The organism is Streptomyces noursei, from assembly GCF_016917755.1.
GTDB lineage: Bacteria > Actinomycetota > Actinomycetes > Streptomycetales > Streptomycetaceae > Streptomyces > Streptomyces yunnanensis.
The window spans coordinates 4,656,347-4,673,302 of record NZ_CP070326.1; the positions used below are offsets into that span (position 1 = coordinate 4,656,347).

At 73.9% G+C, this 16,956-nt stretch carries 12 protein-coding genes; 6 read left to right on the forward strand and 6 right to left on the reverse strand.

Translation table 11 applies throughout. The features are described from left to right. Positions 1-65 precede the first annotated feature (65 nt). Together JNO44_RS20515 and JNO44_RS20520 are read right to left on the reverse strand one after the other, a co-directional pair. Positions 66-1,217 carry a hypothetical protein gene (locus JNO44_RS20515; RefSeq protein WP_235093630.1) on the reverse strand — a complete coding sequence of 384 codons (1,152 nt, stop codon included), beginning with the start codon at positions 1,215-1,217 and terminating at the stop codon, positions 66-68. A 1,020-nt stretch (positions 1,218-2,237) separates the two neighbouring features. After that, positions 2,238-3,374, reverse strand: coding sequence for a secretion protein snm4 (locus JNO44_RS20520; protein ID WP_205365586.1), 1,137 nt, complete (start codon positions 3,372-3,374; stop codon positions 2,238-2,240). A gap of 148 nt (positions 3,375-3,522) precedes the next feature. Here JNO44_RS20520 and JNO44_RS20525 point away from each other — a divergent pair, with 148 nt between their 5' ends. From JNO44_RS20525 to rarD, 6 genes are all read left to right on the forward strand, one after another. Further along, a complete protein-coding gene (locus tag JNO44_RS20525) occupies positions 3,523-4,794 on the forward strand; it encodes a sensor histidine kinase (RefSeq protein ID WP_205365587.1) in 1,272 nt (423 codons plus the stop codon). Between the two features lie 184 nt (positions 4,795-4,978). Beyond that, the gene (locus JNO44_RS20530; RefSeq protein WP_205365588.1) at positions 4,979-6,307 is read left to right on the forward strand and encodes a sensor histidine kinase; all 1,329 of its coding nucleotides are present in this window, start codon (positions 4,979-4,981) and stop codon (positions 6,305-6,307) included. Positions 6,308-6,642: 335 nt separating this feature from the next. After that, entirely contained in the window at positions 6,643-7,302 is a 660-nt protein-coding gene (locus JNO44_RS20535) for a response regulator transcription factor (RefSeq protein WP_067358626.1), read from the forward strand. Positions 7,303-7,609: 307 nt separating this feature from the next. Then, on the forward strand, positions 7,610-9,562 hold the full coding sequence (locus tag JNO44_RS20540) for a 2-oxoacid:acceptor oxidoreductase subunit alpha (protein WP_205365589.1): 1,953 nt from the start codon (positions 7,610-7,612) through the stop codon (positions 9,560-9,562). Next, positions 9,555-10,649 (forward strand): 2-oxoacid:ferredoxin oxidoreductase subunit beta, encoded by a 1,095-nt coding sequence (locus tag JNO44_RS20545; protein WP_189857168.1) that lies wholly within the window; start codon positions 9,555-9,557, stop codon positions 10,647-10,649. The genes JNO44_RS20540 and JNO44_RS20545 overlap by 8 nt, the downstream gene beginning before the upstream one ends. A 190-nt stretch (positions 10,650-10,839) precedes the next feature. Then, entirely contained in the window at positions 10,840-11,862 is a 1,023-nt protein-coding gene (gene rarD / locus JNO44_RS20550) for an EamA family transporter RarD (RefSeq protein ID WP_205365590.1), read from the forward strand. Here the strand turns inward: rarD and JNO44_RS20555 are convergent. From JNO44_RS20555 to JNO44_RS20570, 4 genes are all read right to left on the reverse strand, one after another. Continuing rightward, on the reverse strand, positions 11,852-12,673 hold the full coding sequence (locus tag JNO44_RS20555) for an ABC transporter permease (protein WP_205365591.1): 822 nt from the start codon (positions 12,671-12,673) through the stop codon (positions 11,852-11,854). The two genes, rarD and JNO44_RS20555, sit on opposite strands and share 11 nt — an antisense overlap. Beyond that, positions 12,660-13,679, reverse strand: a complete 1,020-nt coding sequence (locus tag JNO44_RS20560; protein WP_205365592.1) for an ABC transporter ATP-binding protein — start codon at positions 13,677-13,679, stop codon at positions 12,660-12,662. Before JNO44_RS20560 ends, JNO44_RS20555 begins: the two co-directional genes overlap by 14 nt. 134 nt (positions 13,680-13,813) lie before the next feature. Beyond that, complete coding sequence (locus JNO44_RS20565; RefSeq protein ID WP_205365593.1) at positions 13,814-15,079, reverse strand: LolA family protein; 1,266 nt, start codon at positions 15,077-15,079, stop codon at positions 13,814-13,816. Positions 15,080-15,337: 258 nt separating this feature from the next. Then, positions 15,338-16,351: a polyprenyl synthetase family protein gene (locus JNO44_RS20570; RefSeq protein WP_039635241.1), complete on the reverse strand. Its 1,014-nt coding sequence runs from the start codon at positions 16,349-16,351 to the stop codon at positions 15,338-15,340. Positions 16,352-16,956: the final 605 nt, after the last annotated feature.

Here is a 16,956-nt window from a genome sequence, read left to right on the forward strand (position 1 = left end):
GGACGGCCGGCGTCCGGTCGGCGGACCGGGTGGGCGGGCGCCGCCGTGCGTCGGCGGCCCGTCGGTCAGCGCGGGGTGCCGCCGCCGTACGCGGCGCGCGGGTCGGCGGACGGCGGGGGCGCCTGGGGGTGGGGCTGGTACGGGGACGGGTGTGGGGGCTGGTGCTGTGGGTGCTGCTGGTGCACCGGGGGTTGGGGCGGCGGTGCGGTCGGGGGCTGGGCCGCTGCCGGGGGCGGGGCGTGACGGGGCACGGCCGGTGCCGCGTGCGGCTGCTGCGCGGGGACCGGGTGCGGCGGCCGGCGCCGGGCCGGGTCCCGGGAGACCGCACGGTCCATGACCTCGGCCGCGATCCGCGCCGCCGCCTCCTGCGTGCGGGCGCCCAGCAGCTCGCTGCGGATGGCGCCGCCCGCCGCCAGATGGCGGTCGTAGGGCAGCGGCAGCACCGCCGCGCCGCCGGCGCCCAGATGCCCGGCGGCCTTGCGGGCGTCGACGCCGCTGTCCGGCGAGGAGTGGGTGAGCACCACGACCGTGGTCGGCAGCAGACCGGGGTGCAGACCGCCGACCCAGTCCAGTACCGAACGGGTGGCGGCCACGCCCTCCGGGGTCGCCGGGGTGACCAGGACCCGGGCCTGGGTCGTCACCAGCGCGGTGCGGGCCACCTCGGCGGGCAGCGTCTCGCAGTCCACCACCGTGGCGGCGAAGTGGCGGCGCAGCGAGGTCATCACCACGCGGTAGGTGTCGAGGTCCAGCCGGGTGCCGATGGCGCCCTGGCTGCCGGGCAGCAGCCAACCGCCGCCGGCGAACGGGAGGAGATAGCCCGTCAGGTCCGTGATCAGCATCGACGGATCGAGGATCTGCGCGAGGTCGCTGCCCGACCAGCGGACCTCGCGGGCGCCGAGCCGGTGCGGGAGCGTGCCCAGCGCCGGGTCGGCCTCGACGGCGAGCACCGGGTCGGGGCGGTAGTGCGCGAAGGTCAGGGCGAGCAGGGCGGCGACGGTGGACTTGCCGGCACCGCCGCGGATGCTGGACACCGCGATCTGCCGACCGCTGGAGACCGGTTGCTGGATGGCGTGCGCGGCCCGGGTCAGGGCGGCGGTCTCGGCGGCGGGCGAGGACGCGAACACCCGGCGCAGGGCCCGGCCCGCGCGCCGGGCCACTGGGTCGCCGCGGCGCGGCCGGGGCTGTCCGTCGGCCAACTCGGGCGGCAGCAGCGGCACGGAGACCGGCGTCCGCGCGGGCAGCCCGGAGCGCCCGTAGTGCCCGGGGGCGGGCGCGGCTCCGGGGCCCGGGGCGGCCCCAGGGGCGGGCGCGACCGACGGCAGCGGGGCAACGGCCGGCGGGATCGGGGCGACAGCCGGCGGGACCGGGGCGGCCGGAGGTGCCGGAGGAACTGATGTGCCCGATGGAGCTGATAGTGCTGATGGGGCCGATGGGGTCTGGATGACCTGGCCGGCCTGGATGATCTGACCGGTCAAGGCGACCTGAGGGGCCGGCGGGGGCGGGGACGCCGGCGGCACGGCCGGGGCAGCGGCGGCGGGAGCCGGCGCGGAGGCAACCGGAGCGGGCGCCGTTGCGGGCGCGGGCTCCGACGCGGGCGCGGTCGTCGGCGCGGGGTCGAACGGGGACGGTTCGGCCGCCGCGGGCATCGTCCGGGGCGGCGACATCGAGGGCGGGGCCGGGGCCGGGGTCGACATCGGGGTCAGGGGCTGGGGCTGGGTCGGCGTCGGGGGCGGGGGCGGGGGCGGGGGCGGCGCAGCCGGCGGCATCGGTACGGCCGCGGGCAGCGCGCCCGGCGCCCCGCCGGCCACCACCGCACCACCAGCGCCTACAGAACCACCCGAACCGACAGGACCACCCGGCTCGGCAACACCGCCCACTGCCGGCGTACCCGCCACAGCCGCCGGCTGTGCCGTGCTCTCCGTCGTCATCCGGCCCTCACCTCCTCCCGGTCTTCGCCCTGCGTTCCGAACTCCCCGGGCCGGCCGGAACGTTCCACCGCCGCCGGGTCTTCACAGGATGTCCCCGTCGTCCCCGCCATCCCCGCCGTCCGCGTCGCCCCCGCCGACCTCATCGTCTCCGCCGGCACCGACCCTCCCCTCCCGCGACCGCTTCCGATCACTTCCGGCCACTTTCAGTCGCTCCCGACCGCTCCCGACCGCGTCCGGCCGTTCCCCACTGCTCCCGACCGCTCCGGTCGCTGCCCGCTCCGTGCCTCCTCGCCCGTTGCCCCGCTCCCGTCAGGAACCGCCCAGCAGCAGCCCGTAGAGCCCGAACGCGCCGAGGCCCACGGGGATCAGCGCCACCATGCTCACCGACTCCACCAGATCCAGCCAGCGTCGCAGCCGGTTCCGCAGCGGTTCCGGCAGCCGGACGGCGAGCGCCGCCACCGGCAGGGCGACCAGCAGGCACAGCGCGGCGAGCGCGAGCGCCGGGGCGCCGCCGTCCGTCGCGCAGAGCAGGACCAGCCGCACGCAGACGGCCGTTCCGGCGGCGAGCAGCGCGACCACCTCCACGGCCAGGGGGTAGGCGCGGGCCCGGGAGAACAGGACGACGGCCAGCAACAGGGCGGTGAGCACCGTCCAGAGTCCGGGCGCGCCCGCCGCGAGCACACCGGCCGCGCCGGCCGAGGCCGCCAGCACCACGGTGGCCGGGGCCAGTCCCCGGTGGGCGGCGGCCAGCGCGGCGGCCGCCCGGTGACGGCCGACCGTGGTGGTGCCGGCGTGCCGGTCGTCCAACCCGGTCAGCCCGGCCGCGCGCAGCGCCAGCCAGGGCAGCGACCCGAGGGCGAGGACGGAGAGGAATCCGAGGGCGACGCCGGTGCGGACCGGGTCGGTCAGGGCCAGCAGCAGCTCCCAGGTGCCCACCGTGAGCGCGAGCGTGGCCGCGCCGGTGAGGCCGCCGCGGCCGAGGCCGGTGCGGAGGCCGAGCAGGGCCAGCGCGACCGCGGCGACGAGTCCGGTGGCGGCGAGCCGGGCGGCGCCGCCGGGGGCCGCCTGCCAGGCGGCGACGATGCCGAGGGTGCCGCCGATGAGCAGCAGGGCGGTGCCGGCGGCGCGCCGGGCGGGCGCCGCGGTGAGCGCCGCGCCGCCGCCCGCGGCCAGGACGGCCGTGCCGCCCAGCCAGAGGGCGGCGCCGGCGCCGTACCAGGTGCCCGCCGCGATCCCGGCGACGGCGGCGAGCAGCACGCTCGCGGTGACCGCGGTCCGGGTCCGGCCGCGGTCGTCCCAACGCGGGCCGTCCTGGGGGCCGGCCGGGCCGGTGGGCGCCGCGGCGGGCGCCGTCGGGGCCGCGGTCCGGCCGCTGCCGCCGCGCTGTCCGGGGCCCGCGTCCGCACCCGGCGTCGCACTCGTCATGTCCACGCGGCCGTTCTGCACCGCAACACCATACGGTCCCGGTGCCGCGCCCTGTCCACAGCGTCGCGCGCCAACCCGGGCCGCCCGGGCGGAGGGTGGGGGAAACCCCCCGCCCGCCACCCGACGGCCCCCATGGCAGAGCGGTGCCGGGCCCGGCAAGCTGGGGCGTATGACGGAAAGTTCCCAGCTCGCTGCCGACACCGACGCCGCCGACGGGGCGCCGCTCCCACCCCCGCGGGCGCCGCTCGACCGCTGGACCTGGCGGGAGATCGGATATCTGCTGGCCAACCTCCCCCTGAGCGTGACGGCGTTCGTGGTGCTGGTGGTCTGGTTGGTGCTGGGGCTCGGGCTCTCCGTCACGGTCGTCGGACTGCCGCTGCTGGCCCTGGGCCTGACGGCCTGTCGGTTCTACGGGAAGCTGGAACGGGCCCGGGCGCGGGCCTGGCTCGGGGTGGCGGTGGCCGAACCGAGCCCGCTGCGACTGAGCCAGCACGGGTTCTTCGGGTGGCTGTGGGCGCGGCTGAAGGACCCGGTGGCCTGGCGGCACGCGCTGTTCACGGTGATCCGGCTGCCGTGGGGCATCCTCACCTTCTCCCTCGTCCTGGTCTCGCTGTTCGTGGGCTGGCCGGTGCTGCCGTGGCTGGCCCGCTGGCTGTCCAACGTGGACCGGGCGATGGTGCGCGGGCTGCTGCCGCCCTCCGACGAGCTGGAGCGGCGGATCGCGGAGCTGGAGTCGGACCGGATGACGGTCACCGACACCGCCGCCGCCGACCTGCGGCGGATCGAACGGGATCTGCACGACGGCGCGCAGGCCCGGCTGGTGGCGCTCGCCATGGGCCTCGGCCTGGCGAAGGAGAAGCTCGCCGAGGGACAGGCCGACGAGAGCGTGGCGGCGATGGTGGACGAGGCGCACGGCGAGGTGAAGCTGGCGCTCCAGGAACTGCGCGACCTGGCCCGCGGCATCCACCCGGCGATCCTCACCGACCGCGGCCTGGGCCCGGCGCTGACGTCGCTGGCCGGGCGCTGCACGGTGCCGGTCACCGTCTCCGTGGACCTGGCCGAACGCCCCGCGCCGGCCATCGAGGGGATCGTCTACTTCACCGTCTCCGAACTGCTGCAGAACGTCTCCAAGCACAGCGGCGCACGGCAGGCGTCGGTGGAGGTGTGGCGGGTGGAGGGGGGCGGGCCCGCAGGGCCCTCGGGCAAGGGCGGTGGTGGGCGACGGGAGGGAAAGCTGCTGCTCCAGGTGCAGGACGACGGGAGGGGCGGCGCGCGGCTCGACGGCGGCAGCGGGATGGCCGGACTCGCGGACCGACTGGGGTCGGTGGACGGGCTGTTCGTGCTGGATTCGCCGGCGGGCGGGCCGACCCGGGTGACGGCGGAGGTGCCGTGGCGCCCGCGGCCGGAGACGGGGGCGGCACCGGGCGCGGGCCGACGCTGAGCGGGGCGCGGCCCCTTCCGCCGGGGTGGGGAAAACCCCCGGCGGAAGACTGCGAGCACCCTCATGGCCCGGGCGGCGCCCGTCGCCGACCCTGGAGGGAGCCGGCCAGGGCCGGTCGGGAACCGCCGGAACCGCCGGAATCGCCGGCACGGACGCCACGGCAGAACGGACGGACGAGACAGACATGGACACCGCGTACTCCGCGCACCCCACCCGCCCACCGCGGCCCCGCGGCCACCGGGTGCCGGTGGGGCTGCGCGCCCCCTTCGCCGGGCGCACCTGGCGGGAGTTCCTCCACCTCTGCCTGAGCCTCCCGGTGGCCAGCGTGATGTTCGGCTACGCGGTCGCCGTGGTCTCGACGAGCGCCGGCCTGCTGATCACGTTCCTGGGCATCCCGGTGCTGGCCGGCGGGCTGGCCGGCGCCCGTGGGCTGGGCGCCCTGGAGCGGGCCCGGGCCCGGGCGCTGCTGGGGCTGGACGTGGCCGCCCCGGAGCCGCTGCGCCCCTCGAAGCCCGGCCTGATGGCGTGGGTCGGGGCGGTCCTCAAGAGCGGGGCGTCCTGGCGGCACCTGCTCTATGCGTTCGTGCACTTCCCGTGGGCGCTGTTCGCGTTCGTCGGCTCGGTGACGTTCTGGTCGGTGGGCTGGGCGCTGCTGAGCTTCCCGTTCTGGTACTGGCTCGCCCCCTCGTACGCCTCCCTGCCGGGGATCCAGCTGTGGGGGGACGGGACCACCGTCCTGTATGTGAGCCCGACGGTGGCGGCCATGGTGAGCGGGGTGTTCGGGCTGCTGATGGTGCTGGCCGGGCCGTGGGTGTTCCGCGGGCTGACGCAGGTGGACCGGCTGCTGGTGCGCGGGCTGCTGGGGCCGTCGCCGCTGGCCACCCGGGTCATCGAGCTGGAGTCGGACCGCGGGGTGGTGGTGGACACCGCCGCCGCCGACCTGCGGCGCATCGAGCGCGACCTGCACGACGGGGCGCAGGCCCGGCTGGTGGCGCTGGCGATGGACCTCGGGCTGGCCAAGGAGAAGCTGGCCGCGGACCCGCAGGCGGCGGCGCGGATGGTGGACGAGGCGCACGGCGAGGTGAAGGTCGCGCTCCAGGAGCTGCGCGACCTGGCCCGCGGCATCCACCCGGCGATCCTCACCGACCGCGGCCTGGGCCCGGCGCTGTCCGCGCTGGCCGGCCGGTGCACGGTGCCGGTCACCGTCGAGGTGGACCTGGACCGCCGCCCGGCCCCGGCCATCGAGGGGATCGCCTACTTCACCGTCTCCGAACTGCTCCAGAACGTCGCCAAGCACAGCGGGGCGGACCGTGCGGCGGTGGACGTCTGGCACACCGCGGACCAGCTGATGCTGATGGTGTCGGACAACGGCCGGGGCGGGGCGAGCACCGAGGCCGGCGGCGGGCTGGCCGGGCTCGCCGAGCGGTTGGGCTCCGTCGACGGCCTGCTGGTCGTGGACTCCCCGGCGGGCGGCCCGACCACGGTCACCGCCGAGCTGCCCTGGCGCGGCTGATCGGCGACCGGCGACCGAATCACCGGACGACCGGCGGACGACCAACGGGGAGCGACCAGGGAGAACGATCGGAGGACACGATCGGGGTGGGGCCGGGACGGGGGTCCGGCCCCACCCGCCTTTCCCCGGCCACCGCCCCACCCCCGTCCTCTCCTCTCCCCTCCCCTTCCTCTCCTTTTCCTCCCCCGTTTTCCGCGCCGCCCCGCGTCGTTCCTCTTCTCCCCCTCACCCGCCCGCCGCGTTCCGGATGCTGGAATGCTGGGGGACGGCAGGCTGGACCGTAGGAAACGTGGGGAAACGAGGTCGTGGGGGACGTGTCGGTCGTGGAGGACAGGGTGCGGGTGGTCATCGCCGAGGACTCGGTGCTGTTGCGGGAGGGGCTGACGCGGTTGCTGACCGACCGCGGGCACGAGGTCGTGGCGGGCGTGGGCGACGGCGAGGCGCTGGTGAAGACGGTCGCCGAGCTGGCCGCCGCGGGCGCCCCGCCGGACGTGGTGGTGGCGGACGTGCGGATGCCGCCGACCCACACCGACGAGGGCGTGCGGGCCGCGCTCCGGCTGCGGCGGGACCACCCCGGGGTCGCCGTGCTGGTGCTGTCGCAGTATGTGGAGGAGCAGTACGCGACCGAGCTGCTGGCCGGGTCGAGCCGGGGCATCGGTTATCTGCTCAAGGACCGGGTCGCCGAGGTGCGGGAGTTCGTGGACGCGGTGGTCCGGGTGGCCCGCGGCGGCACCGCGCTGGATCCGGAGGTGGTGGCGCAGCTGCTGGGCCGCAGCCGCAAGCAGGACGTGCTGGCGCACCTGACGCCGCGGGAGCGCGAGGTGCTGGGGCTGATGGCCGAGGGGCGGACCAACGCGGCGATCGCCCGGCAGCTGGTGGTCAGCGACGGCGCGGTCGAGAAGCACGTCAGCAACATCTTCCTGAAGCTGGGGCTGACGCCGAGTGACGGGGATCACCGTAGGGTGCTCGCGGTCCTCACCTACCTCAATTCCTAGCGACCTGACACCCTGTCAGATATCCGCGATGTACCGATCCACCAGCAGCTGAGGGGCAGGACGTAGAACGATGGTCCTAGCACCAATGGACGAGGTCGGTGCGTCACGGGGGCGGGGGCGACGAGGGCAGTGATTCGATGACAAACCATGACAGAACGGTGTCTCATCCTGACGTCCACGATATGGCCGGACCAGGGAAGGGCACCCTTACCCAAGTACGATGGTTATGGGACAACCGGTCGGTACGACCCGTCCCACGCCCTGCGTCCGGCGGGGACGCCGCACCCCTTGAGGGAGGTCCGAAGCAGTGACCAGCCAGGTCAGTAGCACAGCCGAACAGGCCGACGGAGCGCTAGTCGGGGAACAGCGCACGTCCGGCGACGGCGGCCCGGGCAAGGAAGTCCGGCGCCTGGACCGGGTGATCATCCGGTTCGCCGGCGACTCCGGTGACGGTATGCAGCTCACCGGTGACCGTTTCACCTCCGAGACGGCGTCGTTCGGCAACGACCTGTCGACGCTGCCCAACTTCCCCGCCGAGATCCGGGCCCCTGCCGGAACCCTCCCGGGCGTCTCCAGCTTCCAGCTGCACTTCGCCGACCACGACATCCTCACCCCCGGTGACGCGCCGAACGTCCTGGTGGCCATGAACCCGGCCGCGCTGAAGGCCAACATCGGCGACGTGCCGCGCGGCGCGGAGATCATCGTCAACACCGACGAGTTCACCAAGCGCCCGATGGCGAAGGTCGGCTACGACTCCAACCCGTTGGAGGACGGCTCGCTGTCGGCGTACAACGTCCACCCGGTGCCGCTGACGACGCTGACCATCGAGGCGCTCAAGGACTTCGGGCTCTCCCGCAAGGAGGCCGAGCGCAGCAAGAACATGTTCGCGCTGGGCCTGCTGTCGTGGATGTACCACCGGCCGACCGAGGGCACCGAGAAGTTCCTGCGGGCGAAGTTCGCCAAGAAGCCGAACATCGCCGAGGCGAACGTCACCGCCTTCCGGGCGGGCTGGAACTTCGGCGAGACCACCGAGGACTTCGCCACCTCCTACGAGGTCGCGCCGGCCACCGCCGCCTTCCCGACCGGCACCTACCGCAACATCTCCGGCAACCTCGCGCTGTCGTACGGCCTGATCGCCGCCGCGCGCCAGGCCGACCTGCCGCTGTACCTGGGCTCGTACCCGATCACCCCGGCCTCCGACATCCTGCACGAGCTGTCCAAGCACAAGAACTTCGGTGTGCGGACGTTCCAGGCGGAGGACGAGATCGCGGGCATCGGCGCGGCGCTGGGCGCGGCGTTCGGCGGCTCGCTGGCGGTCACCACGACCTCCGGCCCGGGCGTGGCGCTGAAGTCCGAGACCATCGGCCTCGCGGTGAGCCTGGAGCTCCCGCTGCTGATCGTGGACATCCAGCGCGGCGGGCCCTCCACCGGCCTGCCCACCAAGACCGAGCAGGCCGACCTGCTCCAGGCGATGTACGGGCGCAACGGCGAGGCCCCGGTGCCGATCGTGGCCCCGAAGACGCCCGCCGACTGCTTCGACGCGGCACTGGACGCGGCCCGGATCGCGCTCACCTACCGCACCCCGGTCTTCCTGCTCTCCGACGGCTACCTGGCCAACGGCTCGGAGCCCTGGCGGATCCCCGAGGTCGACGAACTCCCCGACCTGCGGGTGCAGTTCGCCACCGGCCCCAACCACGAGCTGGCGGACGGCACCGAGGTGTTCTGGCCGTACAAGCGCGACCCGGAGACCCTCGCCCGGCCCTGGGCCGTCCCCGGCACGCCCGGCCTGGAGCACCGCATCGGCGGCATCGAGAAGCAGGACGGCACCGGCAACATCTCCTACGACCCGGCCAACCACGACTTCATGGTCCGCACCCGCCAGGCGAAGGTGGACGGCGTCACCGTCCCCGACGTCGAGGTGGACGACCCGGTGGACGAGACCGGACAGGGCGCGAGCACCCTCGTCCTGGGCTGGGGGTCGACCTACGGGCCTATCACCGCGGCGGTCCGGCGGGTCCGCGGCGCGGGGCAGCGGATCGCCCAGGCGCACCTGCGCCACCTCAACCCCTTCCCGGGGAATCTGGGCGAGGTCCTGGCGCGTTACGACAAGGTGGTCGTGCCGGAGATGAACCTCGGTCAGCTCGCCACTCTGCTGCGCGCCAAGTACCTCGTCGATGCGCGCTCGCACACCCAGGTCAGCGGGATGCCGTTCAAGGCGGAGCAACTCGCGGAGGTCCTTAAGGAGGCCATCAATGACTGACACGGTCTCGGAGAAGCCCGCGCAGATCGAGGCGCTCTCCCTGGTGCCCAAGGCCACGGCGAAGCAGTCCATGAAGGACTTCAAGTCGGACCAGGAAGTGCGCTGGTGCCCCGGCTGCGGCGACTACGCCGTCCTCGCCGCCGTCCAGGGCTTCATGCCGGAGCTGGGCCTGGCCAAGGAGAACATCGTCTTCGTCTCCGGCATCGGCTGCTCCTCCCGCTTCCCGTACTACATGGACACCTTCGGGATGCACTCCATCCACGGCCGCGCCCCGGCCATCGCCACCGGGCTCGCGTCCTCGCGCCGCGACCTGTCGGTCTGGGTGGTCACCGGTGACGGCGACGCGCTGTCCATCGGCGGCAACCACCTCATCCACGCCCTGCGGCGCAACGTCAACCTCAAGATCCTGCTGTTCAACAACCGGATCTACGGGCTGACCAAGGGCCAGTACAGCCCCACCTCCGAGGTCGGCAAGATCACCAAGTCGACGCCGATGGGGTCGCTGGACGCACCGTTCAACCCGGTCTCCCTGGCGCTGGGCGCCGAGGCGACCTTCGTGGCCCGCACCGTCGACTCCGACCGCAAGCACCTCACCTCGGTGCTGCGCGCGGCCGCCGCGCACCCCGGCGCGGCGCTGGTGGAGATCTACCAGAACTGCAACATCTTCAACGACGGCGCCTTCGAGGCCCTCAAGGACAAGGAGCAGGCCCAGGAGGCGGTGATCCGGCTGGAGCACGGGCAGCCGATCCGGTTCGGCACCCCGGCCCCGGACGGCCTCGGTTCCAAGGGCGTGGTCCGCGATGCGGCCACCGGCGACCTCAAGGTCATCGACGTCACCGAGGAGGGCACCGACGGGGTCCTGGTGCACGACGCGCACAGCTCCTCCCCCACCACGGCGTTCGCCCTCTCCCGGCTGGCCGACCCCGACACCCTGTACCGCACCCCGATCGGTGTGCTGCGCGACGTCGAGCGGCCGGTCTACGACACGCTGATGGCCGAGCAGTTGGACACCGCCGTCGAGCAGAAGGGCAAGGGCGACCTGGGTGCCCTGCTGACCGGCAACGACACCTGGACGGTCGTCGGCTAGCCGACGCACCGGCCGGACCCCTCCCGCGGGTGTCCGTGGGGAGCGCCTTGCGGCGTTCTCCGCGGGCACCCGCGCGTGCGTTCCGAGCCCTTCACACTCCTGTCATGACCGTCTTACGAAACGGACATGACAGGAACGGCGGACGGCGCTACCTTGCACAGCATCGACCGCGCACGACCAGGAGGGCCCCTTGCCGCCTCGAACCGACCAGCGAGCCGGCCTCGCATACGGCCTCGCCGCCTACACCATGTGGGGTCTGCTGCCGCTCTACTGGCACCTGTTGGGCGCCGCCGCGCCGTCCGAGATCCTCGCCCACCGGATGCTGTGGTCGCTGCCGGTCGCCCTGGTCATCCTGGCCGCGCTGCGCCGCTGGTCCTGGATACGCCCGCTGCTGCGGCAGCCCAAGAGGCTCGGGCTGGTCCTGGTCTGCGCCGTGGTGATCTCGCTGAACTGGTACCTCTACATCTGGGCGGTCAACGCCGGGCACGTCCTCGAAGCCTCGCTCGGATACTTCATCAACCCGCTGGTGAGCATCGCGTTCGGGGTGCTGGTGCTGCGCGAGCGGCTGCGGCCGCTGCAGTGGGCCGCGGTGGGCGTCGGCGCCGTCGCCGTCGTGGTGATGACCATCGCCTACGGCCGGATGCCCTGGATCGCGCTCGGGCTGGCCCTGTCGTTCGCGACGTACGGGCTGGTGAAGAAGGGCATCAAGCTCGACGGGATCGAGGGCTTCAGCGCCGAGACCGCCCTCCAGGCGCTGCCGGCGCTGGGCTTCCTGATCTACCTCGGGGTGCACGGCGAGTCCTCCTTCGTCACCGGCGGGACGGGGCAGGCGCTGCTGCTCGCGGGGTGCGGGATCGCGACCGCGGTGCCGCTGATCTGCTTCGGCGCCTCGGCGGTGCGGCTGCCGCTGACCACCGTCGGGATGCTCCAGTACCTGGCGCCGACCTTCCAGTTCCTGCTGGGCCTGACGGTCTTCCACGAGGAGATGCCGCCGGAGCGCTGGGCCGGCTTCGCGCTGGTGTGGGCGGCACTGGTGGTGCTGACCTGGGACGCGCTGCGGACCGCCCGGCGGGCGCGATCCGAGCTGGCCGCCGCGGGCGCGCGGGCCGGCGAAGCGGTCGCGGCGCAGGCGGCGCAGGCCACGCAGGCCGGGCCCGCCGCCGCGGACCGGACCGCCCCGGAGCCGGACGCGCCGGGATCCGTCAGGCCGTGATGTCGCGGGTGGTGAACCGCGCCCAGGCCGCCGAGCCGAACACCGCCGCGTAGAGCGCCTGGAGGCCGAGGTTCCGCAGGATCCCGTCCAGATAGACCGGGTCGCGGAGCAGGTCCGCGAAGGACAGCCAGTAGTGCGGGAAGAGGTACGGCTGGATGGCCTGGAGCTGCGGTATGCCGTCCAGGATCTGGGCGGTGAGCACCAGGCCGACGGTCGTCGCCATGGCGGCGACGCCGCTGTCGGTGAGCGTGGAGACGAACAGGCCGAGGGCCGCCACCCCGAGCAGGGAGAGCGCCACGACGCCCGCGATGGCCAGCGCCCGCAGCAGCCCCTCGCCGAAGGATATGGACGTCCCCGAGAGCAGCGTCACCTTGCCCAGGGGGAACAGCAGCGCCCCGGTGGCCAGCGCGGACAGCGCCACGACGAGGGTGCCCGCCAGGCAGAACGCCACGACCGTGACGAGCTTGGCGCACAGCAGGCGGGTACGGCCGGCGGGGGCGACCAGGAGGTAGCGCAGCGTCCCGGTGTGCGCCTCGCCGGCGAGGGCGTCGCCGGCCACCACCCCGACGGCCATCGGCAGGAACACCGGCAGCGTCACCGCGAGGGCGGTGAAGACCAGGAAGAGGCCGTTGCCTGCGATCCCGGCGAGGAACGCCGGACCGCCGCCGCCCCCAGCGTGCCGCCCGGTCTGGATCCGCACGGCGACGCCCACCAGCACGGGGACGCCCGCCAGCACGGCCAGCAGCACCAGGGTGCGCCAGCGCCGGAAGGTCGTGGCGATCTCACTGCGCAGCAGGTCAGCCCGCAACATCGAATCCCTCCCCGGTCAGTCGGACGAAGGCGTCCTCCAGGGAGGGCCGTTGGGTGCCGAAGGCCCGGACCCGGACGCCGGCGCGGACCAGCGCGGCGTTCAGCTCCGCCGGGTCCGGGGGCGCCGGGCCGTCCGGCGGCGCCTCGGGCAGTTCGCCGGTGACCCGGTCCCCGTCGGCCCGCAGACCGGTCAGGCCGTGCTCCTTGAGGACCCGGACGGCATCGGCCGGATCGGGGGTGGTCACCGCCAGGCGGCCGTGGCCGCCCGGGCCGAGGACGGCCGCGGTCAGACCGGCGACCGGCCCCTGGGTGACCAGCCGACCCCGGGCCATCACCGCGGCGTGGGTGCAGACCTGCTCGATCTCGTCGAGGAGGTGGGAGGAGAGGAAGACGGTGGTGCCGTCCGCCGCCAGCTCCCGCACCAGGGCGCGGATCTCCCGCATGCCCTGCGGGTCCAGGCCGTTGGTCGGCTCGTCCAGTACCAGCAGCTCGCGGGGCTGGAGCAGGGCGGCGGCCAGCCCCAGGCGTTGCTTCATGCCCAGGGAGTAGGCGCGCGCCTTCTTGCCGGCCGCGGCGGCCAGGCCCACCCGGTCCAGCGCCCGACCGACCCGCTCGCTGCGGGTGCGGGGATCGGCGGCCGGGTCGGCGGCGTCGAACCGCCGTAGGTTGTCCCGTCCGCTGAGGAAGCCGTAGAGCGCCGGGCCCTCGATGAGCGCGCCGACCCGGGGGAGCACCTGGCGGACCGCGCCGGGCATCGGCTGGCCGAGCACCCGGGCGGTGCCGGCGGTCGGCTCGATCAGGCCCATCAACATCCGGATGGTGGTGGTCTTGCCCGAGCCGTTGGGGCCGAGGAAGCCGAAGACGCTGCCGCGCGGCACGGCGAGGTCCAGCCCGTCGACGGCGGGCCGGCCGCCTCGGTAGGTCTTGGTCAGCCCACGGGTCTCGATCACCCGGTGCTCGGCGTCCGGCGTCGCGCGCCCCTGGTCCGCGGCGGGTGGTGCTGGCACGGTCTCCCCCCCCCCCAACTCCTGGCGTACGGCGGCCCCTCGGGGCCGTGCGGCGGAGCGCGCGGACCGCGGCCGGGCCGCGCCGCTCCCCCCGTCGGGAGGTGCGGCGCGGCCCGGCCGCCGCCGTGGGCCCCCTACTTCTTCGCGGCGTCGGCAGCGGCTATCAGGGCCTGCTTGTCGACGGCGCCGACGTAGACCGTGCCGTCGTCGGTCATCAGGGCGTTGACCAGACGGGTGCTGAAGAGGTGGCCGGAGCCGAAGGAGCCGGTCACCTTGCTGCCCAGACTGTCCAGGAACTTGCCGGCGTCGCCCTTGGCGAGCTGGTCCTTGCCGCCGGGCCCGGCGGGGGTCTTGAGCGTGGCGATGGACGTCCAGCCCTTGCCGATGACCTGGAAGCCGCCGCCCTTCGGGCCCTTGTGGCCGTCGAGGCCCTTGTGGTCCTTGAGGCCCTTGAGCTCCTTCCCGTGCTCGCGGGCGGCCTGCTCCGCGGCCCGGTCGCCGTTGACCACCTTGGCGCCCTTGGGCGGGGTGAAGGCGAAGGTGTCCGCGGCCGGGCGGGCGAAGTCGACGCGGGTGTAGCCGACGTCGATCGCGGCCGGGCCACCGCTCTTGGGGGTGAGGGTGAACTTCAGCGGGACGCCGTTGGCGGCGTCCACCGCGACCCGGATCGAGCCGACCGTGGAGGCGGCCTGCTTGGGCTTGATGACGAGCTGGTAGGCGTCCCGCCCGGCGACCTTGGCGGTGTCGCCGACCGTCACCGAGGTGGTGTCCCCGGCGGCCTTCAGGGCCTCCTTGGCCAGGTCCTGCGGGGTGGCGTTCTGCAGGCCCTTGGAGAGGCCCTCGGGGGCGCCGCGGTGCGCACCGTGGTGGGCGTCCCGGGGGGCGGTGTGGTGCACGGCGCTGTTGCTGCCGCTGTCGTACGCCCAGACGTCCTTGCCGTTGTGGATGAGGGTGTAGTCGGCGGAGTTGCCGACGATCGACACCCGCTGCTTGTCGGGGCCGTCGACGGCGACCCGCAGGGTGTGCGTGCCCGAGGCCAGCTCGGTCAGCTTGCTCTGCGGCGAGGCGGCACCGCCCGCGCCGTCCCGGCCCTGCCCGCCGCCGAAGCCGCCGGCGCCCATGCCAGCCGGCAGGGCGGGCAGGCCGAGGTCCGTGGTGACCTGGACCGTGCCGGACAGCTGCTGGACATCGGACTTGGCGATCTTCGCTATCAGGTCCTGGGCGGAGATCTTCGGCAGGTCCGGAGACCCGGATCCGGCGAACGCCGGGACCAGCCCGATCGTCGCGGCCGTCACCCCCGCCACCGCGACCGGTACGGCGTACCGCATCGCCTTACGGCGCTTCGAGGAGCGCTCCCCGTCCCATTCCCCGGTGACCTCAGTCGGTTCGTTCCGTGGCATCTGGCCTACCTCCGTCGTGTGCGGCGGTGCTGTGTCGTCCACTCGTCCACCCGCCGGACCATGATGGCCCGCCCCGCCGCTTCGTGGTGTTCTCCATCCCACCAAAAACCGCGGATCCCGGCGTCAACCCGCAGGGCCAACTCCACGTACTGCTGAGGGATGACACCCGGCCACGAACAACCCGGCCTCGTACACCGCCGGTCGCACCGTCCCGAGGGAAAGCCCTAGGGGACGCCGCGTCGGCGGCTGCCGTCGGGCTCAGCCCGCGCGGTGCACCACCGTGTCGCACAGCTCTTCCAGGGCCGTCTTCGCCATGCACTCCGGCAGCGGCGCCAGCGTCGCGCGGGCGTCCTCGGCGTAGCGCACGGTGTCCCGGCGGGCCTGCTCCAGCGCCGGGTGGGCGCGCAGCCCGGCCAGCGCCTCGGCGTGCCGGGCGTCGTCGGTGAGGTCGCCGGCCAGCAGCTCGCACAGGGCGCGGTCCTCGGCGGTGCCGGCGCTGCTCTCGGCGAGCTCCCGCAGCCGCAGGACCGGCAGCGTCGGGATGCCCTCGCGCAGGTCCGTGCCGGGCGTCTTGCCGGACTCGTGGGAGTCGCTGGCGATGTCCAGGACGTCGTCGGCCAGCTGGAAGGCGGTGCCCAGCCGCTCGCCGTACTGGGTGAGGATGTTGACGGTGGTCTCGTCGGCGCCGGACATCATCGCGCCGAAGCGGCCGGCGACCGCGATCAGCGAGCCGGTCTTGCCCGCGATGACGTCGAGGTAGTGCTCGACCGGGTCGCGGCCGTCGCGCGGCCCCGCAGTCTCCAGGATCTGGCCGGTCACCAGGCGCTCGAACGCCTGGGCCTGGATCCGGACCGCCTCCGGGCCGAGGTCGGCGAGGATGTGCGAGGCGCGGGAGAAGAGGAAGTCGCCGGTCAGCACCGCGACGGAGTTGCCCCAGCGGGCGTTGGCGCTGGCCACTCCGCGGCGCACCTCGGCCTCGTCCATCACGTCGTCGTGGTAGAGCGTCGCCAGGTGCGTCAGCTCCACGACGACGGCCGCGGGGACCACACCGGGGCTGAAGGGGTCGCCGAACTGGGCGGCCAGCATCGCCAGCAGGGGTCGGAACCGCTTGCCCCCGGCGCGCACCAGGTGCTGTGCGGCCTCGGTGATGAACGGCACGTCGCTCTTGGTGGCCTCCAGCAGGCCCTCCTCGACAGCCGCCAATCCGGCCTGGACATCGGCTTCGAGAGCCTTGTCCCGCACGCTCAGCCCAATGGGCCCGACGACGGTCACGAGGGATACTCCTGTCTGCTGACGATCAAACTGAATGTCGATCTGTCGCTGTCTCCACCATTGGCCAGCGTATCCGGTCACGGTTGGATCACCACGAGCGCCCGCCCCCCGAACCACTCGGCCAGCACAGAAGCCGCCCCGAAGGTACGTTCTTGATCCACCGCCCGGTGCGGCATTTCTCCGGGAGAAATAGGGCGGCAGGGGCGTGAGGTGCCTCAAGAGCCTCTGATGTCACAGCAGTATCGGGCGAACTGCCCCTGGTGGAGGCCACCACGCGCCGTCGGGCGGGCCGCGCCGTTCACTCTCTCCAGTAACAAGCGGAGGGAGCTACTCCCTTCTGGGCCCCGGACTCCCCTTCCGAGTCCGGTAGCCGCGTCCGCCCCCGCGCCGCCCGCTTCGACCGCAAACCCCGGAAACCGGAGAAGGCAGAGAAGACACAACAGAGAGGACAGAGAGGCCAGAGAAGGCAGAGGAGGCAGAGGAGGCAGAGGAGACCCCCACCAGCCCCGCAGACCCAACGAACCCAACAAACCCCCGCAAGCCTGAATTGAGCGGTGCAGCAAGGCATTTCCCCTCTTCGGCGAACCGACGTGCCCCACCCTGCC

Excerpts from the sequence above, each read along its gene's own strand:
- JNO44_RS20565 (WP_205365593.1), bottom strand. The coding sequence starts at position 15,079 with ATGCCACGGAACGAACCGACTGAGGTCACCGGGGAATGGGACGGGGAG.
- JNO44_RS20545 (WP_189857168.1), top strand. The coding sequence starts at position 9,555 with ATGACTGACACGGTCTCGGAGAAGCCCGCGCAGATCGAGGCGCTCTCC.
- JNO44_RS20555 (WP_205365591.1), bottom strand. The coding sequence starts at position 12,673 with ATGTTGCGGGCTGACCTGCTGCGCAGTGAGATCGCCACGACCTTCCGG.
- JNO44_RS20530 (WP_205365588.1), top strand. The coding sequence starts at position 4,979 with ATGGACACCGCGTACTCCGCGCACCCCACCCGCCCACCGCGGCCCCGC.
- JNO44_RS20525 (WP_205365587.1), top strand. The coding sequence starts at position 3,523 with ATGACGGAAAGTTCCCAGCTCGCTGCCGACACCGACGCCGCCGACGGG.